The sequence below is a fragment of the Lysinibacillus sp. COL-1 genome (genome assembly GCF_059814265.1).
This window is the reverse complement of the sequence record NZ_JCAWSJ010000004.1, coordinates 2,460,577-2,485,387: the sequence shown is the minus strand read 5'-3', so window position 1 is coordinate 2,485,387 and position 24,811 is coordinate 2,460,577. Positions and strand designations below refer to the sequence as shown.

Genomic DNA, 24,811 nt, shown 5'->3' with positions numbered 1-24,811 from the left:
GTATCATGAGATGAAAATTTTAGAAATATTTCTTCTGTTAGCCTTCCTATAAAATGATTTCGTGTAATAATCGTTTTGTTATGACCAATAGCTTTGTAAAAGAAACAAGCCTTGAGTGCTTGAATCTTGTGAAGGAGCCTTCTTTCTCTCTATCCTTTTTGTTCATTTCATCCTTTTGGTCAATATAAGCGACCTAACATTTACTGTAATGTTAAAGTCAATCAACCACTTATGCCTATGCTTTCCTTTTGGTTCTTTTCAATAATTCAACGCTTTAAAGCACTAACTATTTCCTGAAAATGATAAAAAAATAACAGGGTGATAGTTGACAAATATTTCTATAGTGTGATAATCTTCAAGAACACTATAACAAATAAACCAAGGGAGGGCATGACAATGTTAATTTTATTAGTATCAAATTCAATTACAGTTACATACATTGTCCATGCCTAACGCTTATTTAAGATTGCATAAAAAGGTATGGGTTCAATCCTGCCTTTTATAAGAGACACATGCTCTTTTTAGGGTATGTGTCTTTTTTCATGCCAAAAAGGTTGTAGTGAATACTAAAAAGGAGTGTATGTATATGAGAAACACAGTACAACGAATGATTTTCAAAAAGGAATTTCTAGAAAGTGGGTAGTCATCCACAACAGCATGGAAGAAAGAAGGTTATAATGTATGTTTGATGTGTTAAGTAAATTAGGCTGGTTCTTTAAAAAATACTGGAAGCAATATACGGTTGCCATTGTGGTACTCATGATTGCCAGTGGATTAGAGGTCATTCCTCCATATTTATTAGGCTCCATTATCGATTTATTGACTGCAGGAGAAATGACACCAGCTATTTTAACAAAATATGTATTCATTTTTATTGGGATTATTATTGGGGGCTATCTATTAAATTTTGTGTGGCAATTCCGACTATTTGAAGGAGCTATAAACCTTGAGAAAATATTACGTCGAAATTTAATGCAGCATTTTTTACGCATGACCCCAACGTTTTATGAGAAAAACCGTACAGGGGATTTAATGGCACGAGCAACAAATGACTTAAATGCCGTATCCATGACAGCTGGTTTTGGCATTATGACGTTGATTGATTCAACGATTTATATGGGCTTTATCATTTTTGCGATGGGCTATATGATTTCATGGAAGCTCACATTTTTTGCGATGTTACCAGTTCCTATTATGGCCATCCTCATACAATATTTAGGTAAAATTGTTCATGAACGCTATATGAAGGCTCAAGACGCTTTTGGTGAGCTGAACGATAGTGTACTGGAATCTGTTGCTGGAGTTCGAGTGGTGCGCGCCTATGTGCAGGAAAAAAAGGATGAGGCTAATTTTGCGGATATGAGTGAGATTGTGTATGCCAAAAATATTCATACAGCTAAAATTAATGCATTATTCGGCCCGATTACGAAAGTCGGAACAGGTATTAGCTATGTTGTAGCACTCGGTTACGGGGCTCATTTAGTGGCGATAGAGGCAATGACGGTTGGGCAACTGGTCACATTTAATGTGTATTTAGGATTAGCGGTTTGGCCAATCTTTGCGATTGGAGAGCTCATCAATGTTATGCAGCAAGGGAATGCCTCACTGGATCGTGTGCAGGAAACATTGAACTATGATGCGGATGTTCAAAATATTCCGAATCCACAAATGATTGCGACACCTAATGCAATTGGTTTTGATGCTTTAACATTCCAATATCCAATGAGTCAGGTGAAAAACTTACGGCAAATTTCACTTGCCCTGAAAAAAGGTCAAACGCTGGGCATTGTCGGCAAGACGGGTGCGGGAAAAACAACCTTCCTTCGCCAATTATTGCGAGAGTATCCAATCGGACAGGGGCAGCTTTCCATTGACGGTATCGACATCACCTCTCAAACTAAGGAGCAGATTCTTGATTGGATAGGCTATGTGCCGCAAGATCATGTGCTATTCTCACGTACTATTCGTGAAAATATATTATTTGGGAAAGAAGATGCGACACAAGCTGAATTACAGCAGGCGATTCGTGCCGCATATTTTGAAAAAGATTTAGAAAATTTACCAATGGGCCTTGAAACACTTGTTGGGGAAAAAGGTGTATCTCTTTCAGGCGGTCAAAAACAACGTGTATCTATTGCTCGTGCACTGATTAAAGATCCTGAAATTTTAATGCTTGATGATTCGCTTTCGGCTGTCGATGCCAAGACAGAGGCAAGAATTATTGAAAATATTCAGCGTGAACGTCATGGGAAAACGACGATTATTACTACGCATCGCCTATCTGGTATTCAGCATGCGGATGTTATCATCGTGTTGGATGATGGACAAATCGTAGAGCAGGGAACACATGAGGAACTTCTTTCGCAACAAGGATGGTATAAAGAGCAATTTGACCGTCAGCAGCTAGAAGGGGGTGCCTCATGAGTACGAGTCAACGTTTAACACGCTATGCGATGCATTTTAAAAAGCCGATATTACTAGGCTTATTCTTCCTTACAATCGCCGTATTTACGGAGCTTGTTGGGCCATTTATTGCCAAGCATATTATTGATAATTACATGACAATTGGTCATATTGAAATCAAACCGATTACATGGCTACTACTCGTTTATTTACTGTTAGCCATTGCAACGGCTATATTACGCTATTTTATGTATATCTATTTACAAATTGGTGCAAACCGCGTCATTCAAAAATTACGTAAGGATGTTTTTGAGCATATTCAAACTTTACCAATTCAGTATTTCGATAATTTACCAGCAGGTAAAATTGTTGCGCGTGTAACAAATGATACAGAAGCGGTGCGTAATTTATATGTACAGGTGCTATCCAATTTTGTTACGAGCTTTATTTCCATCATTGGTGTATATATCGCACTCTTTATTTTAAACTGGAAAATGGCAATGCTAGCTTTAACGATGATTCCTATTGTTTACGTATGGATGATTTTGTATCGAAAATTTGCCTCAAAGTATAATGATGTCATTCGTACAAAAATCGCTGACATTAATGCCATGATTAATGAATCCATTCAAGGCATGACCATTATTCAGGCATTCCGTCGTGAGCAGCAAATGACGAAGGAATTTGATGACATGAATAATGAGCATTATGCATACGAACGTAAGCTATTAGTGCTCGATTCAGCCACATCCTTTAACCTTGTGAATACGTTAAGACTAATTATGTTTACGGTCTTTATTTTCTATTTTGGTACGCAATCATTTACAGCAACCCAAGTGGTTTCAGCGGGTACTTTGTATGCGTTTGTCGATTATTTAACAAAGCTATTTAATCCAATTACGAACATCGTGAACCAATTTTCTCAGCTTGAGCGTTCTCTAATTGCTGGGAAACGTGTTTTCGAGGTGCTAGATACAGACGGTGAGCCTGTCTCTGAAAAAAGCCTCCCACGATATAAAGGCAATGTCGTTTTCGAGGATGTTTCCTTTGCTTATAAAGACAATGAATACGTGCTGAAAAACCTATCATTTGAGGCACATCAAGGTGAAACGATTGCCTTAGTTGGTCATACGGGCTCTGGAAAAAGTTCCATTATGAACTTGTTATTCCGCTTCTATGACCCATCAAAAGGCAAAATTACCATTGATGGCATTGATATCACCTCTGTTCCTCGTCAAACGATGCGTGAACATATGGGAATAGTGCTACAGGATCCTTACTTATTTACAGGTACGATTGCTTCAAATGTCGGCTTAAACAACCCTAATATATCATCCGAAAAAATAGAAGCTTCTTTAAATGCTGTAGGAGGCGAACGGGTTTTATCGAACTTACCTAATGGTTATGATGAGCCAGTGATTGAGAAGGGTAGTACGTTATCTTCAGGGCAACGTCAGCTGATTTCGTTTGCGCGGGCACTTGCCTTCGATCCAGCGATTTTAATTTTAGATGAAGCGACATCGAATATTGATACGGAAACGGAAGAAATTATTCAGCATGCAATGGATGTCCTGAAAAAAGGACGAACAACATTTATTATTGCCCATCGACTGTCTACGATTAAAAATGCCGATCGTATCCTTGTACTTGATCGAGGACAAATTATAGAGAATGGCACGCATGATGAACTGCTAGCACTTGGCGGTATTTATAACAAAATGTATCAAATGCAAGCGAATTCCTTACAATAAAATCTATGGAAAGCCCCACTTCATAAAAGTGGGGCTTTGTCATTACAAGGATATACATACATTAAAAGTGTCGTAATATCTGATTGAAAATAGATAACTTAAAAAGCATTTAAATGGTTTTACAATAAAAATTTTATTGGATAGTCGGCGTTGAATGCAGACAGGGTTAATTGAATTTTGAAAAGCCTATTTTGGATTAACCTTTCTCCAAAATAGGCTTTTCTTTTTATTCGTTTAACAAAAAATAATAGCTAGTTGAATGATTATAAAGTGATAGTAGTGACGGATAAAGGTAAAGCAATTTAGTTTAAAATTAAATAGTTTAATGTTAAACTATTTAGGAATGAAAGAAAAGGAGATGTGTTAGCGATGGGTAAACTACAAGACAAAGTGGTTATCATTACTGGGGGAGCAGGCGGTATCGGTAGTGGGATGGCAAAAGCAATGGCAAAGGAAGGGGCTGTCGTTACAATTGTTGATTTAAATGCAGAGGCGGGTGAGGTAATGGCAAAAGAATTGCAAGAAATCTCACCAAAATCTATGTTTTTGCAGACGAATTTAATGGAACGCGATCAATTACCAAAAATTATTGATACAGTCGTAGAAAAATACGGTAAACTAGATGTGCTAGTTAATAACGCTCATGCTGCGAAACAAGTTACAATCGAAGAAACAACACAGGCAGATCTTGATTTATCGTTTGGGACAGGTTTTTATCCAACCTTCTATTTAATGCAAGCAGCACTCCCACATTTAAAAGAAACGAAGGGCAATATTATTAACTTTGCATCTGGGGCAGGTATTCAAGGCCATGAGACACAGGCAGCTTATGCCGCAGCTAAGGAAGCAATCCGCGGTATTTCTCGTGTTGCCGCAAATGAATGGGGACGTTTTGGTATCAATGTCAATATCATTAGTCCACTTGCGGATTCACCAGGTGTACAGGCATGGGCAAAAGCACAACCAGAATATTATGAAGCGGTTAGAAGTAAAATTCCACTTGGTCGTTTTGGTGATATTGAGCAAGATATCGGTCGAGTAGCTGTTTTCTTAGCTTCTGACGATTCCCGATACATCACGGGTCAAACGATTATGGTGGATGGAGGTTCACTAATGCTTCATTAGTTCTCGGCGTTCGAGGAGGATTTTTTTGAAACAGACAAATATTTTTAAACTCATTCATATGATTGAACAGGTGAATAATGCCAATATTATACGCTTTACAAAAGCGTTTCCATATCCTTTAGGAATTTCACCGATTTTAGTGTTAAACGAGCTACATGTTAAAGGCCCTCAAAAACAAGCAGAATTAGCTGAAACCATTGGCTATACGAAAGGTGCTATGACAAGCATTGCAGAAAAATTGGTTAAGCTTGGATTAGCGGAAAGACTTTATGATCCATCTGACCGTCGCACCATTCGCTTGCAAATTACGGAAGAGGGGAAAGTAGCTTTGGCGAAGGCTCAATCCATCGGGAAAGAGGTCTTTGTACAGCTTTTTGAAGTATTAGATGACAAGGAAATTGCCCAATATTTGCTGATTCAAGAGAAATTAGTACAGGGAATTCAACAGAAAAATGACTAGCTAATTATCAACTCACCTCTAAGAAATTTTATAGAGGTGAGTTGATTTTTTTGCTGGATATTTATATTAATGTCATAGGTGGTAGAAGTCTATGGCTTTGAACGGATAGAATACTCAAAGTGAAGGATAGAACTCAATATGTGAAGGATAAAACAAGAAAACTGGTGGATAGAACTCATCTTTTGCCCGATAGAATGGCTTTGAACGGAGAGGATATCCAAACCGAAGGATAGAGCGCACCATTTGCCCGAATAGAATCACTCTAAACAGATAGGGTGCCCGAACTCAATATTTTGTTTAAAATCTAATTGTAAAATAGTTGAATTTATTGAAAATTGTCCAGCTTCATTTTATAATCAAGATACGGTTCTATTATAGAGACAATCGAGGTGTGAAATGACATTAAAAACATTGGATAACTCATTAGAGGTTTTAAAATATTTTAATAAAGAAAATCCTACATGGGGTGTGCGTGAATTAGCAAAGGAGATGAATATTAGTCATTCTATTATTTATCGAATTTTAGTTACATTCGAGAGTCATGGATTTCTGATTCAAAATCCTGAGACAAAAAAATATGAATTAGGGCTTCGTTTTTTAGAGTATGGTCAGATGGTGAAAGATAAATTAAATCTTTCTGATTTTGTTTTGCCAATTATGAAAAATCTTGCAGAAACCATTAAAGAGTCGGTATTTCTAACTTGGCTAGATGGCAAAGATGGCGTCACCGTGGAAATAGCTGAAGGCTCTCAAACAATTAAGTTTTCGGTGTCAATGGGCACACGAACACCACTACATATTGGGGCTTCTTGTAAAGTCATCATGGCCTATCTACCTGAGGATCGGAAGAAGGAGATTATGGAGCATGGTATGAAAAGATTAACCCCAGAAACGATTACTGACCCCGCAGAAATGATAGCCGATTTAGAAAAAATTCAACAACAAGGCTGGTGCTTCTCGACGGGGGAATATGCTCATTCTGTTTTTGGGCTTGGTGTACCTCTTTTTAACAGCAAAAAAGAAGTAATTGCTTCTTTAACGATTGCAGGACCTATTTATCGTAAACCAACAGAGGAAAAGTTACCTGAAATGGTGAATGTTCTTCAATATGGAGCGATGAATATTCAACGTTATTTCGATCAGTATAGCTTTAAGCTGTATCATGAATAAGCTTGAAACAAGGCTCAAGATAGTTAATATCTATCTTGGGCCTTTGCTCTGATTTCCTTCATGAACGATACAGCCGTGTCTATTTCTTCAAACGTATTAAAATAATGTGGGGAAAAACGAGCCATTTGACTAATCTGATTACGTTCCATAATGGCATTGGCCATAAATGTGCCAGCCTCAATAATGACCCCACGTTCTGCTAATTCATTCGTTAGCTCATCTGGAGAAATCCCTTCTATATTAAACGGCGTAATGGATAATCGATGTGCACTATTTTGCGGACCATATAACACAATACCTGGGATGGTTGAGAGCTGTTCCACTAAATAGTTCGTTAATTGTTGTACTCTTTCATAAATAGAGTGAATACCAATAGCGTTGGCATAGTCAATCGCTGCTCCCAATCCCAAAATACTTGGGATGATTGGACAGCCTGGCTCAAAACGTTTCGCTGTTACTAAAAAAGAATACTCATCGTTTTGATAATCCCACTGGGTACTACCCCAGCCAATCATAATAGGTGTGAGTGCTGGGATAAGCGCTTGGCGCACATATAAAATACCTGAACCCTCAGGGCCGCGCAACCATTTTCGGCCACAGGCAACTAAAAAGTCACAGCCAAGCTCTGCAACATGTATCGGTGTTAAACCAACAGTTTGATTGGCATTAATCAATGTTAATACATGGTGTTGCTGTGCCAGCTGACAAATTTCCTTGGCGGGCTGGAGTGCACCAGCAGCATTGGACATATGGGCAAAGGCAATCAATCTTGTGTGTGGCGTGATGAGTTGCTCCAGCTCTTGTAAATCTACTAGATACTCCGCATTAGTTTTCAAAACTTTTAACTGAACACCTTGTTGCTGAAGGGCAAGCCAAGGCACATAGTTACTTAACATTTCTGTATCGAGCACAATGACCTCATCACCTTGTTCCCATTGCAAGCCCCCTGCTATATAATTAATAGCCATTGAACCGTTTGGCACAAAGGCAATTTCTTCTTTTTTGGCGCCGATAAATAATGCGCTTTTCTCTCGTATACGCTCTACCTGTGCATATATTTCTTGACGAAAAGAGGGTAAGTAGGGACCAATACTCGCTTGTTTTTGAAGATAGCTAGTCATTACATCCACTACTGGCTGGGGCATGGCAGAAGCAGCAGCCGTGTTTAAATAAATATAGTGCTCTAGTAGCGGCATATCTTTTTGTATTTTCATCATATTTAACATTGTGCGCACCAGCCTTATAAAATGATTAATTCTTTCGAATAGGTCATTAAATTCTTATAACCATTTTCTGTAACAATTAAATTATCCTCGATACGAACACCGCCGACATCCTGAACGTAGATACCTGGCTCCACTGTAAATGCCATACCAGGTTTTAATACTAGCTGATTATGCTGCATGATATAAGGTTCCTCATGTGCACTTAAACCAATACCATGGCCAAGTCGGTGTGTGAAATTGTCACCATAGCCTGCGGCGTGAATAATGCCTCTTGCTATAGCATCAATGTCATGTGCTGTCATGCCTGGTTTGATCGCTTCTATTGCCGTTTCATTGGCTTGTTTAACAATGCTGTAAATCGTTTTTAAAGTTGGAGAAATCTCCCCTAAAGCTACCGTTCTAGTCATATCTGCCACATAGCCCTTATAAATGGCCCCAAAGTCTATGACGATCAATTCGCCTGTCTCTATTTTTTTCATGCTTGCTCTGCCGTGGGGAAGCGCTCCTCGGTAACCTGATGCCACAATGGTTCCAAAAGGTGTTCCCTCTGAACCACGTCGTCTCATTTCATATTCTAATTGTGCAGCGACTTCCATTTCTGAAACACCAGCTCGTATCGTTGGCAATGTTGCTTCAAGACTTTCTTCTGCAATTTGTACAGCCTGTCGCATCAAGGCTATTTCATGATGCTCTTTTTTCATACGGAGTTCACGAATGGATTCACCGATGTCACATAAATTGTTATATGTAAGGTGTTCGATTGCTTTTTGATCCTTTACGTGCATCGTGTCAAATTCCACACCAAGTGTTTGCGACGCTCCCAGCTCTTTTTTTAATTGCCAGATGGCCTGTGTCGGTCCCTCTTCATCTGAATAAGATACGATAGCATTCGCACACTCCGTATCAACTTTTGTTAGTTCTACTTGTGGTACTAGAAAATATAATTGATCGTTAGCCGTGATAGCCACTAACGTTAAGCGCTCACTTTGCTTTAACTGGAGACCTGTAAAATAAGACATATTCGACCCAGGTACAAGGATCGCCACATCAATTTGCTGTTGCTGCATATAGGAAACTAGTTTCTCTCTTCTATTTTGAAACATAGGGTCATTCCTCCTAAAATAAGTTACATTAATTGTTTCTATTATAGATACAGTGTATCTTAAAATTATATATTAATAATAATGAATTTTCAATAAATAAAGTGGACGTCAGCCTAATAGGTGGCTCTAATAGGAAGGGAATTTACAAATGAGGGAATAGTATGCTGTTAATTTAGTAAATACTAGTGTACGTCTTTTTTTCGTCCATTATGCATATAAGTAGACTAGATAAACTTTTTTCCAACTTAATACGTCAAAAAGAGGGGCAAAATTGTTAAGCAAGAAAGGACTAATGTATGGAAAAAAATATGAAACGCTCAAAAGAGAAAAAGAGCAAGAAAAAATTATGGCTGTGGATAGTCGGTAGCCTACTAGCAATATTTTTAATTTTTATAGGTGCTGCTTACTTTACCATCCAAAAAACTATGAATAAAATAAATACACCACTTATTCAAACAACGGATGCTGCACAACTCGAAGAAAAAACAGTGATCAAAAAAGAACCATTCTCGGTTCTCATGCTTGGGGTCGATGAACGAAAAGATGATAGCGGCCGTTCCGATACTATGATTGTGATTACTGTGAATCCTGAAAAACAGACAATGAAAATGCTTAGTATTCCCCGTGATACACGTACAGAAATTATTGGTCATGATACCGTTGATAAAATTAATCATGCCTATGCCTTTGGTGGCGTTCCGATGGCTGTAGATACAGTGGAAAATTTTCTAAATATACCTATTGATTATTATGTGTTTATTAATATGGAGGGTTTTCTACAAATTATTGACACGCTTGGGGGCGTAACCATCAATAATGATATGGATTTAACTTTTGATGAATATCATTTCCCAGAGGGAGAAATTACGTTAGACGGTAATGAGGCACTGATTTTTTCACGTATTCGTTACGAAGATCCGCGCGGTGATTTTGGTCGCCAAATTCGTCAGCGCCAAATTATTGAAGCTGTAATGAAAAAAGCTTCTACACCATCTACGTTATTAAAAGCAACAGATATGCTGAATGTTCTAGGTGATAATGTGCGTATGAACTTTTCTGTCAAAGATCTTATTCAGCTGCAAGGTCTTTATAAAAAGATGGATGCAGATATTGAACAGTTGTCATTTGACGAGGGGGATGGTCAAAGGATTAACCATATTTGGTACTACATTCCGAATGAGGTAGAGCTTGAAGAAATACAAACGGATTTAAAAAATCATTTACAAAAAAGTAAGTAAGTTAGCTATAACTTTGGGCCATGAAGGGAGGGAGATGAATGAATGGGAGGACCCAGGTGCTTAGGTATACAGCACTGAATCATTGCATGCAAAGCTATGTACCTAAACGTAAAGTGCGAAAAAATCCAGTCCAATCAGCGATAAGAGGCCTACAAGTATTGTGTTTAAAATTGTTTATGTAAGAGATAAAAAATCATTCAGGTAGGGCGCATGCCTAGTTGAATGATTTTTTTATGGCTTCATCAATCATTTTTCAATATTTCTTGAGATATCAGAAAATTAAGTGTATACTGACATTAGAAATGGTTAAAGGAGTGATTGTGATGATTATAGGCACAATTTTATTAGCATTTGCATTACCAGTAGGTATCGTATTAGCAGCAGATTTATTAAACGAGCAGCGTCACTCTACTACACTATCTAACCATTCATAATGACCAAACAACTAAAACGTTCATTTTTAGACAATGCTACCTTGTAGCCTTGTCTATTTTTTATGTTATTTCAGCAGGTATCACAGGTTCATTTTTACTCGTCAGCATGAAAAAATCTGGACGCAATTATACGAAAGCTTAGTCGATAAATTGGAAACTATTTATGTGATTCATTCGTCAATAGTATAGAGAAAATGTTATACTATATAAAAAAACAGTATCGGGGAATGAGCATGCAAGAGGAAAAAACATCTAATTTTAAAAAAGAAATACTATCCTACATTAAAATTATTGTCATTACAGCAGTTGTCGTTTTTGGCTGTAAGCAATTTTTATTTGCGCCGATCAAAGTGCAGGGAGCATCGATGTATCCGACGTATCATGATAAGGATATTATTATTGTAAGTAAAACAAGTAAAATCGAACGTTTCGATCAAATTGTTTTCCAATCACCTGTAGAGGATGAGTTATATATTAAACGTGTAATTGGTCTTCCAGGAGATAAAGTCGAAATGAAAGATGATGTATTGTATGTCAATGGCAAAGCGTACAAAGAAGATTATGTCAATCGCCAAACAGAGGATCCTAATCAATTACGCATTACGGAAAACTTTACGTTGGAACAATTAGTGAATGAACAAGAAGTGCCAAAGGGAATGTTTTTTGTGCTTGGTGACAATCGCCTAAAAAGTAGTGATAGTCGCCATTATGGTTTAATTTCCGAGGATGCAGTTTACGGTGAATCAAAATTAATACTATATCCATTTAGCCATTTTCATATTGGTTCAAAATGATGAAAAAGAGGTCACTCCCTTGAGTAGCCTCTTTTTAATTTTGGGGTAAATCTGTACAGCTTTTATACGTGGGATAATAGACACAAATTCTTGAATTTTCAACAGTTTCTTTAATGGGCGACGGCCTACTTTTTGCTGGAGAATGGATTGCTGGTTCTTCAATCGTGAACTCTTCTACTACTAATTCTACGCCATAAAATAGTATTAAAAAATAGCAAACAAATCCTACTATGCGCAAACAATCACCTCTTAAAATAGTTATTGTATGTTAATATGTATGGTCAAATTCGTCGAAATATAAGCAGAAATTCAAAATTTTCTCTCGATTCCACGGTTTTATGATGGCGTTCATTCTATGAAAAAAATCTATTGTCAATGAAATTTTGATGTGCTACTATAGCTAAAGTAAATATTTGATCTGTATAACCTCAATAATATGGATTGAGGGTCTCTACCAGGAACCATAAAATCCTGACTACAAAACTTTGCTTCATTTTTGTAGTCAGGATTTTTTTATTATGTTTAAAAAAAATCTCCTACAAAAATGGAAGTGTAATGAAAGGGAGATTACGATGAATTGGAGAGTTTATATTCTTGCAGTGACAACCTTCGCAGTAGGCTTAGTTGAATTAATTGTTGGTGGAATCCTGCCAAATATTGCAGAGGATTTACATGTATCATTAGCAACAGCAGGACAATTAATCACAATTTTTGCACTGGTTTATGCGATTTCTGCGCCAGTCCTACTATCCTTGACAGCCAAGGTGGAACGGAAGCGCTTATTCCTTATTTCTTTATTTATTTTCACGTTAGGGAATCTAATGACCTTCTTTAGTACAACGTTCATCATTGTGCTAATTGCTCGTATTTTCACAGCGATGAGTACAGCGTTAGTCATCGTATTATCATTAACGATTACTACTAAAATCGTAGAGCCTCGCCACCGTGCCAAAGCATTAGGGCTTGTTTTTATGGGCGTAAGTTCCGCGCTTGTAATCGGTGTGCCAATGGGTATTTTTATTACAGAAGCGTTTGGCTGGCGTGCTGTATTTTTAGGTATTAGTATCCTGTCAACGATTTCAATGGTTTTAATTGCCTTATTGCTTGAAAAAATGCCAATCGGAGAAGTAGTGCCACTGAAGGCACAAATCAAATCATTGGCGAATTTGAAAATCCTAACTGCACAGTTAACTACGCTGTTTATGTTAGCGGGTCATTACATGCTCTACGCTTATTTAACACCATTTTTAGTAGAAGCATTTGATCTGAGTGCCTCATGGATTAGTATTTGCTACTTAATTTTCGGTATTGCCTCTGTTAGCGGGAACGCTATAGGAGGCTGGGTGAGTGATAAAATTGGCACAAGCAAGGCTATTATTTTAATCGTCTCTGCCTTTGCCATTGTGTTATTTACTATTCCTTATACAGTTATTGCCCTGCCACTGTTTTTAGTATTTACGGTTTTATGGGGGGCGTTGAGCTGGGCTTTGACACCACCATTACAAAATTATTTAATTCAGGCAGATCCTCAATCATCTGATATTCAGCAAAGCTTAAATACAGCTGCCCTGCAAATCGGGATCTCCATCGGATCAGCAGTAGGAGGCGCCATGTTTGCTTGGACAGGGTCCGTTATGCACTTAGCAAGCTTTGGTACGATTCTAGTTCTCTGTGCATTAGCTTGTGCCATCTTCTCTATCAAAAGAGCACCTCTTGGTCAGGAGCAGCACGTAGATTATTCATCAGCACATCATAACTCGTAATAGAACAACTGCCTGTAAGGTATTGGGAAAGCCATCCCAATACCTTTTTTTGAATCTATTTTCGAATCGTTTCAAAAATTAAATTCTCTATGGTTTCTTAGCATACTCCAATTCTCTATGGAATAGATTGTTGTAGTTAATGAATTTACAGACTTGAGGAGTTTGAGATTTAAGTGTAAATACTACTTTTTAAAGGAAACCTTCAAATCTTGTAAATGGAAGGAGAACCCAATGACTGAATATCATCAACAATCATCTGCTGAAGTCATGAAAATATTGAACGTCACCACACAAGGCTTGACCGATGATGACGTCAAAAAAAGACAACAAATCTATGGCTATAATGTATTAGAGGAAGGGAAAAGAACAAGTACATGGGCTGTTTTCATGGGTCAATTTAAAGATTTATTGGTCATTATTTTACTCGTTGCGGCCTTCGTTTCCTTTCTACTAGGAGAAGTGGGAAGCACCATTGTGATTATGATCGTGGTCATTTTAAATGCTATTTTAGGCACGGTGCAGCATGTGAAGGCAGAGCAGTCACTAGATAATCTGAAAGCATTGACCTCTCCGATTGCCAAAGTCATGCGTAATCATCAACTAGTGGAGATTTCTTCTGAAGAAATTGTGGTAGGCGATCTTCTGATGTTGGAGGCAGGCGACTACATCAATGCGGATGGCAGGCTACTGGAAAGCCATAATTTACACATCAATGAAAGCTCGCTCACAGGCGAATCGATTGCTGTAGCAAAAAGTACGGACCCTATTCGGAAAAATAATGTAACGATTGCGGATAAGAAAAATATGGTGTATTCAGGAAGCTTTGTGACTAATGGACGTGGCATCGTGATGGTTACTGCGATCGGAATGCAGACCGAAATCGGAAAAATTGCGAATTTACTCGATACGGCCAAGGAGAAGAAAACACCATTACAAATTAGTCTTGATCAATTCGGTGAAAAATTAGCACTAGGCATTACCCTAATTTGTTTAGCTATTTTTACGATTGACCTTATTCGAGGAAGGGCCTTAGTGGAATCCTTTATGTTTGCTGTATCCCTTGCTGTTGCAGCGATCCCAGAGGCATTGAGCTCCATTGTGACCATTGTATTAGCTTTTGGCACCCAGAAAATGGCGAAGGAAAATGCGATCATCCGCAAGCTTTATGCTGTTGAAAGCTTAGGAAGTGTATCGGTTATTTGCTCTGATAAAACGGGTACCTTAACCGAAAATAAAATGGTCGTACAGGAAGTTTTCGTCGACCAGAAAAAGATTCCACACGATTGGCTGAATCCAACGAACCCAGTGGAAAAAGAGCTGATGGTAAAAGCGCTTCTATGTAGTGACGCTGTCGAGCGTGAGCAAAAAGAAATTGGTGACCCTACAGAAATCGCCCTCGTGAAATTAGGGAAACAATATGGTTTAGATGAATTGACAGTTCGCGAGCAATATCCTCGACTGGCTGAAATTCCATTTGATTCAGCGAGAAAGCTCATGAGTACTGTTAATCAGATGGACAAGCAACCTATCATGATTACTAAAGGGGCTTTAGATGTACTTTTACCAAAAGTGACACGAATCAAAACAACAACTGGTATTTTTGAGATGACTGCGCAGCATCGCCAGAAAATTGAAGCAGTGAATCGTGATTTTTCTATGAATGGTTTAAGGGTGTTAGCTATTGCTTATAAGGAGGTATTGCCTCTACAAAAAGTCGATACAAGAGCTGAACGAGATTTAATCTTTGTTGGCTTAGTAGCGATGATGGACCCTCCAAGAAAAGAGTCGAAAGAGGCTGTGGAAAGCTGTATAAAAGCAGGTATTAAGCCCGTCATGATTACAGGGGACCATAAAATTACAGCAACAGCTATCGCTCAACAAATTGGTATTTTACAAAATCCAGCAGAAGCTATAGAAGGACATGCACTCGAAGGTTTAACCGATCAAGAGCTACAAGAAAAAATACATGATTATTCTGTGTATGCTCGTGTTACACCAGCACAAAAAATTCGAATTGTCAAAGCCTGGCAGGATAAAGGGCATGTTGTCGCCATGACAGGGGATGGTGTCAATGATGGGCCAGCCCTGAAACAAGCCGATATTGGTGTAGCAATGGGCGCGACAGGCACAGAAGTTGCGAAAGATGCCTCGTCCATGATTTTAACTGATGATAATTTTTCGACGATTGTCAAGGCAATTGCTAATGGTCGTAGCATCTATACGAATATTAAAAATGCCATTCTGTTTTTATTATCAGGAAATGCGGGTGCTATTTTTGTCGTGTTATATGCCACTGTTTTAGGCTTACCTGTTCCTTTCGCACCTGTGCATCTATTATTCATCAATCTATTGACAGATAGTCTACCAGCAATCGCAATCGGTTTAGAGCCAAATAATAAGAAAACAATGAAGGACAAGCCTAGAAATATTCATACTCCTTTATTAAATAAAGCCTTTACAACACAAGTAGTGCTTGAAGGTATATTAATCGCCATTTCCACCATTATTGCGTTTCAAATCGGTTTATCGACAGGTGATACGTTAACAGCCAGCACAATGGCCTTTACCACATTATGCCTATCAAGATTAGTGCATGGCTTTAACTCCAGATCCAAACAATCAATCTTTGCTATTGGCGTATTTTCGAATAAATATACTTGGCTTGCCTTTATCATCGGTGTATTTAGCTTACACATTGTCTTGTTTATGCCAATGCTCACAATAGTTTTTGAGGTAGCTCCATTAACGACAGCTCAGCTAGGCTTTATTTATAGCTTATCGGTATTACCATTCCTAGTGAACCAATGGTATAAGCTACTGTTCGTGAGAAATCGATAGTAGGTCAAAAAAGAAGCTTCCGTTAGATAAAACGGATGCTTCTTTTTAGCTTTGAGGTGCTACTATCCAACCTTTACGCTTACTGAGGTCAATCAATTTTGCCCCTAATAGTGCATAACGCATATGAAGTTCACCATATTTAGTTAAGTGGAGCTTTTTTACTGACAAATCCAGTGCTTGGCTTACAGCAATTAAAGATGAGGCAATATTCATGGATAAAATAGCACTAATTTCGCCATCATTAATAGCCGATTTTCCACGAAGATCCGTTAGTTTCATCTTACTGTACTCGATTGCTGTAGTGGGTGCCAACATGCCATTTTCCTTTAATAATAATGTCAACTGCTTATTTTCCTCTTTTAAACATTGAATAAACTCCAAGATCATGATTTTTAAATGTTTATCACGTGTATGCTTAAAAAAGGCATGGCTTGAAGCAATATAGCTTTGATTGACACCAAGCTGTGACCAAAGCTTGAAAATTTCCTTAAATTGTAACGATGCTAGATTGTCCTTTATCATTATGGCACTTCCTAACTCTTAGTTTATCTAAGATTAGGATGGACAGGAAATGACATTCTATTCATCTTTTACAATAAAAGTTTACTAACGAGCCTTTAATAATAGGTGCCATAAGGAGACATGTGAGGATTAGGGTAGCGATATGGATAAGGGTATGGACATGGCTTCATGTAGTGCTGCGGTATTGTTTGTTTTGACGGAGTTTGATCGGTTGCTGACTGGACACGATGACAGCCTTTTGGTGGTCCGATATAAGTGGATGGAACAATCGGTGCAATTGTTTTCTTCCATTGTTCTTCATCTAAACAATACGTATGCGCCATAATATTTGCTGGTGAAAATTTCAAGATATCGGAACCTAAAATGACCTCTGGCGTTGGTGCATCAAAAATCGCAAGTAAATGAGTATTATCTTCTGTTGCTATTTCATAATGCCACCAGCCCTGCGGTATATTGGCAACTTGCCCAGGTCTAATGGGATAGTTTTGTATTTTCTTTGTAAAGGGATTCAAGATGGAAACCGTCGCTGCCCCAGCGATACAATAGACGAGCTCAGCGGCATTTTGATGGTAGTGTGGCTCAACGATATTTTCTTTACTCAAAAAAATATCGAGTAAAGATGTATTTTCTACTGTATTTAATTGTTCCACACTAAGAATATTAATGTAATTTTGTGAATCCTTTTTAAAAAGCGTACTTTTATTAACATCAAAAGTGAATTCTGTAGAGGGAGAGGTATAGTCGATATTTGAGCTAATACTTACATCCTTTCTCATGAAAGTGGGATATTCATCATCATAGATTATGTTTCAACAGCATATAGGCTTACACAGATGCCTAGAGAGCAGCTACGGAACGTATCTTTTTAAAAATTAGCTAAAATTACCACCTCTAATTAAGAATGTATGTACGTGTAAAGAAAAGTAGATATTTGTTCTTTTTATATAAAGTATTGTAAATGTGTAAAAGGCATATGCAGAGCTGTAAAGGGGCGTTCAACAGGAAAGAATCGGTAGCGTCACCAAATCGTCCATATGATGTAGATAGAGAAATCAGGTGCCATTACAAAAAGGTGTGTAAAAATCATCAACATAACAGGTGAATCTTTTACTTTACAAGGCAAGAGGGGTGTACGTTTCCTATAAACAATATTTTAGCCATGCTGCCCATTTTACAGCGAGAGTCTAAGGTCATAAAAGATATTTTTTATATTGATGTGGAATGTTTTTATATGGGGTAGTTATAGTATTCTATGGATATTATAACTGCTCTTTTTTTACCTATACACCTCTTCTATGATTCACCTATCCAATCATGAAATTTACACTGCTCTTATAGGGCATAGAAGGAATCTAGATAAACAAAATACCGTTCTTATTACTGTAAAACTGATGCACTTGATCCACAATCTATTAGCAGGCGGCCTTTTTAAAACAGTCGCTGGCTATTTTAATTTCCTAGATTACATATAAACCGACCCTTCCAATCCCTCCTTTTACAGCCCTCCTAATTTTCTATAAGCAACTACATCACTGACTGTATCTGCCACTGATGCCTTGATGGGGTTAATTGGAAATATTATGAATTACTGTGAGTTATTTATGGTTTGAAAGTTCTGTTTTTTTATACAATTACTAGGAAAATAGATTTAATCTATTTTTCATAAATTGATACAAATTATCAATATTTCAGAATATTTAAATATTCCGATTCTCGAATTAGTTTCATTGTGATAAATTGGAAATATCACACTAAACTGAAAAGTGTGACAATTAAAGGAAGAGGAGGAAATGAGATTTGAAAAATTTTAAGTTTATGAAGTTTTTAAGTAGTATTCTAGTTTTCGTTATGGTGCTTTCTCTATTAGTTCCATTGTCGAGTGCTAGTGCTGAAGAATCGAAACCATTCAAGCAAGATAGTCAAAGTGAAAGTATAATTCAACTAAAGGCGGCTATTGCTGAACAGCTAAGCTTGTCTAAAGATGGTCCAACCCTCCATGAAAGCTTAGAAAATGTATCAGGCAATCAAAAGGTTGCAGTCATCGTTCATTTATCCGAAAAGCCTGTTGCATTAGAGCAAGGAATAAGTGAAGTCAAAGGCCGAAAATTCTCTAATGCCCAAGCAAAAGAAGTTCGTTCCAATGTAAAAGTACAACAAGCAGAAGTTAAAAAAGAGTTAGCTATTAAAAATGTGGAGATGACTCAAGGTTACACATTTGATACTGTTTTAAACGGTTTCGCAGCAACTGTGAAGGCAAAGGATCTCCCAAAACTGCTTACAGTTGATGGAATTACATTAATTGAACCTGATGCAATTGTTTACGCATCAGAAGATAATACGATGAAATCATCGGAACTTATGAAGAAAGATTCAGTAGAAGCTCAAATGAATACAAGTAATTCTTTCCTTGGTATCGAACAGCTTTGGAAGGAAGGAATTGAAGGACAAGGAATAAAAGTAGCAGTATTAGATACTGGTATTGATGCAGATCACCCTGAATTCGCTGGAATTTATAAAGGCGGAAAAAACTTTATTCCAAATTCCTCTACTTACACGAAGCCTCGAGCAGATAACGATGCATCGGAAACATTACCTTCAGAGCGTCCAGTCGGGACACCTGAATTTAATGAAAAAGGAAGCTCGTTCTATACTTCTCATGGTACACATGTTGCTGGAACAATTGCAGCAATCGGCGCTAACGAATTTGGTATTAAAGGAATTGCGCCAAAAGTAGACCTTTATGCTTACCGTGTTCTTGGAGCATACGGAAGTGGAGCTACATCTGGTATTGTTAAAGCAATTGAAACTGCTGTAAAAGAAAAAATGGACGTTATCAACCTTTCACTTGGCGGGGGAGCCAATTCTGAAACGGATGCTGGTTCTTTTGCTATTAATAATGCAATGATGGCTGGAACAATCGGAGTAGTTGCAACAGGAAACTCTGGTCCAAATCGCGGAACAATGGGTACTCCTGCAACAGCTCGTTTAGGCATTGCTGTTGGTAACACAACAAATCCTGAAACAATGTATAACGGGGAAGTGAATGTTACAGTTGGCAATTACAACTTAACAAAACAGCTTCCATTAATGGGAACGACTTTTGGGAAAGATGTAGCAAAACAGCTTCAAGGAGAATTTGACCTAGTTGCTGTTCCTGGAAACGGAGAAGTAAAAGACTTTGAAGGAATTGATGTAGAAGGGAAAGTGGCATTGATTTCCCGTGGCGGTATCGCATTTGTTGATAAAATTGCGAATGCAAAGGCAAATGGAGCTGTCGCAACAATAATTCATAACTTTGCTGGCGGAACAAATGCACCGGACATTTCAGGCACATTCCTTGGTGATTCATTTGAATTTCTGCCAACATTCGACATGTCTCAAACGGATGGTAATGCAATTCGCGCTGCATTAGCAGGCGGAACTGGAAAAGTAAGTTTTAGTAAATTCGCTTCCACAAAGACACTGGGGGATGAGGTAAACTCTTCCAGTTCGCGCGGACCATCTACACCAAACTTTGATATTAAACCAGATGTAAGTGCACCTGGAACAAATATTATGTCAACGATTCCAATGTATAAAAAAGATTTCCCTGATGCAGATTATGGGGAAGCTTATGGTCGTAAAACAGGAACATCTATGGCAACACCGCATATTGCAGGTATTGTTGCATTAGTTAAACAAGCAAATCCTAGTTGGAACGCGTTCGATGTAAAAGTGGCGCTTTCTAATACAGCACAGGTTTTAGATACAACAAAATACGATGTGTTTTCTCAGGGTGCAGGGCGTGTAAATGCTTATGCAGCAGCTCATCCAGAAATTCTTGCCTATGCACTTGATAGCGCAATTTTGGATGGTACGGGTGCAGTTACAGAAAACTTGAAAGGGACAGTTACTTTCGGTCCACAATCATTGAAAGATCAGGATATTTCTGTAACGAAACAAGTTTTAGTAAAAGATATTAAAGGGAACGGCGGCAATTATAACGTATCGATTGATGTGACAAAAACATTTGGTGATGCAACTGTTACAGTAGATCAGCCGACATTTAATCTAGTTGGTGAGCAAGTGTTAAATATTACATTAACTGCTTCACAAGCTACGGCACCAAATGGCTCTGAAATATTAGGGTATATTTATATCAATGGAGGATCTACAGAAATTTCATTACCATTTGCAGCTGACTTAGGTGGCGAGGCAGTAACGGAAATTAAAGATTATAAGATTACAGAAACAGACCTATCCTTTAACGGCGATGGAGTGAAAGATTCAGCTGTACTTTCATTCACATTAACTGGAGACGTAACAACTAACTATATCGAGCTTTGGGATATTATGAATCCTGAAGGTGGAGAATATGAAGACGGCTACATTGGTTATCTACATGCAGGTACTGCGCTAGGAAAAGGCTCTTATACGCTAAATGTTGGTGGGCAGTACAAACCATGGGGATCAGAACCTGCCACAACGATTCCGGATGGCCTGTATACAATTGACTTCACTGGTCTTGCAGCATCAGGAGCAGTTTCCGATTATGTTGGGCCAATTGTCGTGAAAACGACTAAACCAGAAATTACAGGTTCAGTAGCTGATGGTGTCGCTACAGGACAGGTAACAGATAAGTATATCGACTACAATGAAGAGTTAGATTTATACGATTTAAATTACAATTTAAATGATAAATTAAAAGCTTCCTATATTTCGACGATAAATGGTGAAGTACAAGCACCAGTTCCTTTTGAATTAAATCAAGACGGTAGCTTTACATTCCCAGTAACAGCAGAAACTAATGCTGTATCAGTAAAAATTACTGACGCTGCCGGAAATGTTGGTGAAGCAAAGATATATGAAAATGAAGTAGTAACAGCACTTTCTGTAAATCCAACTGAGCTAGACCTAAAAGCTGGAGAAACTGCACAACTGACGGTAACAGAAACGTCAACGCCTGCAAAAGGTGATGCAACAGAGGAAGATGTAACTACAAAAGCTACTTATGTGGTTGGAGATGAAAACATTGCAACAGTAGCAAATGGATTAGTCACTGCAGTAGGTGAGGGCACGACTACTATTACTATTTCATATGGTGATAATAAAGTTACTGTAAATGTTACAGTTAAAGCACCTGTTGTAGAAGTAGTAACACTAGAAATTGACCAATCTCAGGTTGAAACTAGTATAGGTAAGGAAGTTGCCGTGAAGATTACTGAAGTAACTACTTTTGATGGGAAAACAACAGAAAAAGATGTTACAAAGCTTGCAACCTATGAAGTAGCGAATGATAAAATAGCTACTGTAAAAGCAGGGGTGGTAAAAGGAAAAGGTCAAGGTAATACGACGATTACGGTAACGTATGGTGAGCACACACTAACATTTGGTGTGTTTGTAAAGCAAGGTGATGACAACGGAAACGGAAACGGAAATGGAAATGGAAACGGAAACGGAAACGGAAATGGAAATGGAAACGGAAACGGTAATGGAAACGGAAACGGTAATGGAAACGGAAACGGAAACGGAAATGGAAACGGAAACGGAAATGGAAACGGAAACGGTAATGGAAACGGAAACGGTAATGGAAACGGAAACGGAAACGGAAATGGAAACGGAAATGGAAACGGAAACGGTAATGGAAACGGTAATGGAAACGGAAACGGTAATGGAAACGGAAACGGTAATGGAAACGGAAACGGAAACGGAAACGGTAATGGAAACGGAAACGGAAACGGTAATGGAAACGGAAACGGTAATGGAAATGGAAACGGAAACGGTAATGGAAACGGAAACGGTAATGGAAATGGAAACGGTAATGGAAACGGAAACGGTAATGGAAACGGAAACGGAAATGGAAACGGAAACGGAAATGGAAATGGAAACGGAAACGGAAATGGAAACGGAAATGGAAACGGAAATGGAAACGGAAATGGAAATGGAAATGGAAACGGAAACGGAAACGGAAATGGTAATGGAAACGGAAATGGCAATCATATAATAATGAAGTCACCGTGGATGATTTATAGTTAATTTCAGTTCAAGTAAAAAGAGAAATTGCACCTCGCAATTTCTCTTTTTACTATTATTTATAAAGAAGTCCCTTTTAAAAAATTATCTCCTACTAAACTAACTGTGACATATTCTTTCGAATTTTCTTGCCATATTTGATATAAATCAGTTCCTCTTTATTTCTCCCATTCATAGTTCACTTCTTGATCAAGATTTTTTTACCTATTCCCTAATCACAGATGATACAACATTTCCAAAAAGGGCTCACTGGCACTGATAGAATATCAATGCTAGATGGCTGCTTAGTTTTTTACAACTTTCTACTTGACAGGGATAAATTTGAGTACTTGGTCTTTTTCCAAAAATTGAACATTGCCAAGGTAAGAACATTAGTTCTATTATGTATACAAACAAATGTTCTTACGTAATATAGGTAAAAGGGAAAATCATTGTGCTAATAATAAATAACAATCATTTCAAAAAATTACGAGAGGCAATGGGAGGAAACTAAGATGAGAGAACAACTGATTAAAGCTATGCAGCATAAACAATTAGTGAATATGATGTATATAGCAAAAGATGGCTCCATAACAAAAAGGCGTGTAAAAGTCATTAAAATTGTTGGTGATTCATTCCAGGCGTTTTGTTTTACAAGACATGCAAAACGTACTTTTTTGATTAGGAATGTTCTAGCTGTTATTCCTTTTGTTAGTAAGGGACGTGAAGTTATATGAATTATGAGGGTATGCCCAATAGACCAATTATGTGTATCGATATGAGATGCTTTTATGCCAGTATCGTGGCGATGTTACATGGGCTAGATGTTTTAAAAACGCCAGTTGCCGTAGTAGCAAATTTTGACCAACCAGGTAGCGTAGTGCTTGCGGCATCACCATTGATGAAAGAGAAATTTAAAATCAAAACTGGAAGTAGACGTTATGAGATACCAAAACATCCTGACATTAAATTGTTTGAGCCTAAAATGAGTTTCTTTATTCAAATGTCGATGACGATTACTAAATTAATCTCTAATTATGTACCAGTTGATGCGATACATGTGTATAGTGTGGACGAAAGTTTTGTTGATTTAACTGGCACTGAAAAGCTTTGGGGTTCACCTGAGGAAACGGCTAAGGAAATACAAAGAGCTATTCTTGACCAATTTAATATACCTAGTGCAGTAGGTATGGGACCAAATATGTTAATAGCCAAATTAGCTTTAGACCTTGAAGCAAAGAAAACAGGTTTCGCTAAATGGACATATGAAGATATTCCAAAAAAATTATGGCCAGTTCAACCCCTTTCTGAAATGTGGGGGATCGGTAAACAGATGGAAGCAAATCTAAATGCTATGGGGATACAAACAGTCGGTGGTTTGGCTAACACAGATTTAAAAGAATTAGAAAAGCGCTTTGGTGTAATGGGCAATCAACTCTATTACCATGCATGGGGAATAGATCTATCCAAATTAGGGGAGCCGTTAATAACAAACGGAGCGTTAAGTTTTGGGAAGGGCCAAATGTTGATGAGGGATTACCATACACGTAAAGAAATCTCTGTAGTACTTCTTGAAATGTGTGAGGACGTAATGAAGCGAACGCGGGATGCAGGTTATGTTGGTCGTACAATTAGTATTGGTCTTTCTTATAGTCGAAACGCTATGACCAAAGGATTCCATCGATCTAAAACAATTGCAGTACCGACAAGCGAAACACTTGTGATGTATAAAACTTGTATTGAATTACTGGATAAATATTTTACAGGTGAACCAACTCGGCAAATAGCTGTCCGAATATCCAACCTGGAAAGAGAGTATAGTATCCAATTAGATTTATTCGATGATCGTAAGCCACAGCGTCAAATACTCGGTCCTACAATGGATGCAATACGCAACAGGTTTGGAGCTACTTCAATATTAAGAGCAGTTTCTTTCACAAAAGCTGGGACGGCTATTAAGCGCGATCGCTTAGTTGGTGGTCATTTGGCATAG

18 protein-coding genes and 1 riboswitch are annotated in these 24,811 nt (G+C 37.9%); of the genes, 13 read left to right on the top strand and 5 right to left on the bottom strand.

Features of this window, described 5'->3' with window-relative positions; all coding sequences use genetic code 11:
- The first annotated feature begins 681 nt into the window (after positions 1–681).
- The 5 genes from AC6BKE_RS20700 (at position 682) to AC6BKE_RS20680 (ending at position 6,909) form a co-directional block, all read left to right on the top strand.
- Entirely contained in the window at positions 682–2,424 is a 1,743-nt protein-coding gene (locus tag AC6BKE_RS20700) for an ABC transporter ATP-binding protein (protein ID WP_499857905.1), read from the top strand.
- On the top strand, positions 2,421–4,154 hold the full coding sequence (locus AC6BKE_RS20695; protein ID WP_271910116.1) for an ABC transporter ATP-binding protein: 1,734 nt from the start codon (positions 2,421–2,423) through the stop codon (positions 4,152–4,154). The genes AC6BKE_RS20700 and AC6BKE_RS20695 overlap by 4 nt, the downstream gene beginning before the upstream one ends.
- Before the next feature lie 369 nt (positions 4,155–4,523).
- Entirely contained in the window at positions 4,524–5,279 is a 756-nt protein-coding gene (locus AC6BKE_RS20690; protein WP_499857902.1) for an SDR family NAD(P)-dependent oxidoreductase, read from the top strand.
- 25 nt (positions 5,280–5,304) lie between these two features.
- The gene (locus AC6BKE_RS20685) at positions 5,305–5,739 is read left to right on the top strand and encodes a MarR family winged helix-turn-helix transcriptional regulator (protein ID WP_036120548.1); all 435 of its coding nucleotides are present in this window, start codon (positions 5,305–5,307) and stop codon (positions 5,737–5,739) included.
- A 396-nt stretch (positions 5,740–6,135) separates the two neighbouring features.
- Positions 6,136–6,909 (top strand): IclR family transcriptional regulator, encoded by a 774-nt coding sequence (locus AC6BKE_RS20680; protein WP_058844176.1) that lies wholly within the window; start codon positions 6,136–6,138, stop codon positions 6,907–6,909.
- A 23-nt stretch (positions 6,910–6,932) separates the two neighbouring features.
- Here AC6BKE_RS20680 and AC6BKE_RS20675 read toward each other — a convergent pair whose 3' ends face one another.
- Together AC6BKE_RS20675 and AC6BKE_RS20670 are read right to left on the bottom strand one after the other, a co-directional pair.
- Entirely contained in the window at positions 6,933–8,135 is a 1,203-nt protein-coding gene (locus AC6BKE_RS20675) for an aminotransferase class V-fold PLP-dependent enzyme (RefSeq protein WP_058844177.1), read from the bottom strand.
- A 14-nt stretch (positions 8,136–8,149) separates the two neighbouring features.
- Entirely contained in the window at positions 8,150–9,238 is a 1,089-nt protein-coding gene (locus tag AC6BKE_RS20670) for a M24 family metallopeptidase (protein ID WP_499857899.1), read from the bottom strand.
- A gap of 296 nt (positions 9,239–9,534) precedes the next feature.
- On the opposite strand from AC6BKE_RS20670, the gene AC6BKE_RS20665 reads away from it, so the two are divergent.
- The 3 genes from AC6BKE_RS20665 (at position 9,535) to lepB (ending at position 11,704) form a co-directional block, all read left to right on the top strand.
- Positions 9,535–10,476 (top strand): LCP family glycopolymer transferase, encoded by a 942-nt coding sequence (locus tag AC6BKE_RS20665; protein WP_058844179.1) that lies wholly within the window; start codon positions 9,535–9,537, stop codon positions 10,474–10,476.
- Positions 10,477–10,799: 323 nt separating this feature from the next.
- Positions 10,800–10,910 (top strand): hypothetical protein, encoded by a 111-nt coding sequence (locus AC6BKE_RS20660; protein WP_036129103.1) that lies wholly within the window; start codon positions 10,800–10,802, stop codon positions 10,908–10,910.
- A 233-nt stretch (positions 10,911–11,143) separates the two neighbouring features.
- A complete protein-coding gene (gene lepB, locus AC6BKE_RS20655) occupies positions 11,144–11,704 on the top strand; it encodes a signal peptidase I (protein WP_036129105.1) in 561 nt (186 codons plus the stop codon).
- A gap of 34 nt (positions 11,705–11,738) precedes the next feature.
- On the opposite strand, the gene AC6BKE_RS20650 is transcribed toward lepB, so the two are convergent.
- Positions 11,739–11,942: a hypothetical protein gene (locus tag AC6BKE_RS20650; RefSeq protein WP_036129108.1), complete on the bottom strand. Its 204-nt coding sequence runs from the start codon at positions 11,940–11,942 to the stop codon at positions 11,739–11,741.
- 160 nt (positions 11,943–12,102) lie between these two features.
- A riboswitch (purine riboswitch) is annotated at positions 12,103–12,202 on the top strand.
- Between the two features lie 74 nt (positions 12,203–12,276).
- On the opposite strand from AC6BKE_RS20650, the gene AC6BKE_RS20645 reads away from it, so the two are divergent.
- Together AC6BKE_RS20645 and AC6BKE_RS20640 are read left to right on the top strand one after the other, a co-directional pair.
- Positions 12,277–13,467, top strand: a complete 1,191-nt coding sequence (locus tag AC6BKE_RS20645; protein WP_036129111.1) for an MFS transporter — start codon at positions 12,277–12,279, stop codon at positions 13,465–13,467.
- A gap of 231 nt (positions 13,468–13,698) precedes the next feature.
- Positions 13,699–16,305: a cation-translocating P-type ATPase gene (locus AC6BKE_RS20640; protein ID WP_340809136.1), complete on the top strand. Its 2,607-nt coding sequence runs from the start codon at positions 13,699–13,701 to the stop codon at positions 16,303–16,305.
- 45 nt (positions 16,306–16,350) lie between these two features.
- Here the strand turns inward: AC6BKE_RS20640 and AC6BKE_RS20635 are convergent, their stop codons facing one another.
- Complete coding sequence (locus AC6BKE_RS20635; RefSeq protein ID WP_058844181.1) at positions 16,351–16,827, bottom strand: DUF3231 family protein; 477 nt, start codon at positions 16,825–16,827, stop codon at positions 16,351–16,353.
- 95 nt (positions 16,828–16,922) lie between these two features.
- Complete coding sequence (locus tag AC6BKE_RS20630) at positions 16,923–17,585, bottom strand: cupin domain-containing protein (protein WP_340809825.1); 663 nt, start codon at positions 17,583–17,585, stop codon at positions 16,923–16,925.
- Between the two features lie 1,039 nt (positions 17,586–18,624).
- Here AC6BKE_RS20630 and AC6BKE_RS20625 point away from each other — a divergent pair.
- The 3 genes from AC6BKE_RS20625 to AC6BKE_RS20615 all read left to right on the top strand — a co-directional run bounded on the left by AC6BKE_RS20625 (position 18,625) and on the right by AC6BKE_RS20615 (position 24,811).
- Complete coding sequence (locus tag AC6BKE_RS20625; protein ID WP_499857895.1) at positions 18,625–22,842, top strand: S8 family serine peptidase; 4,218 nt, start codon at positions 18,625–18,627, stop codon at positions 22,840–22,842.
- Between the two features lie 491 nt (positions 22,843–23,333).
- Positions 23,334–23,555 (top strand): transcriptional regulator, encoded by a 222-nt coding sequence (locus tag AC6BKE_RS20620; protein WP_036129126.1) that lies wholly within the window; start codon positions 23,334–23,336, stop codon positions 23,553–23,555.
- Positions 23,552–24,811: a Y-family DNA polymerase gene (locus AC6BKE_RS20615; RefSeq protein WP_499857892.1), complete on the top strand. Its 1,260-nt coding sequence runs from the start codon at positions 23,552–23,554 to the stop codon at positions 24,809–24,811. The genes AC6BKE_RS20620 and AC6BKE_RS20615 overlap by 4 nt, the downstream gene beginning before the upstream one ends.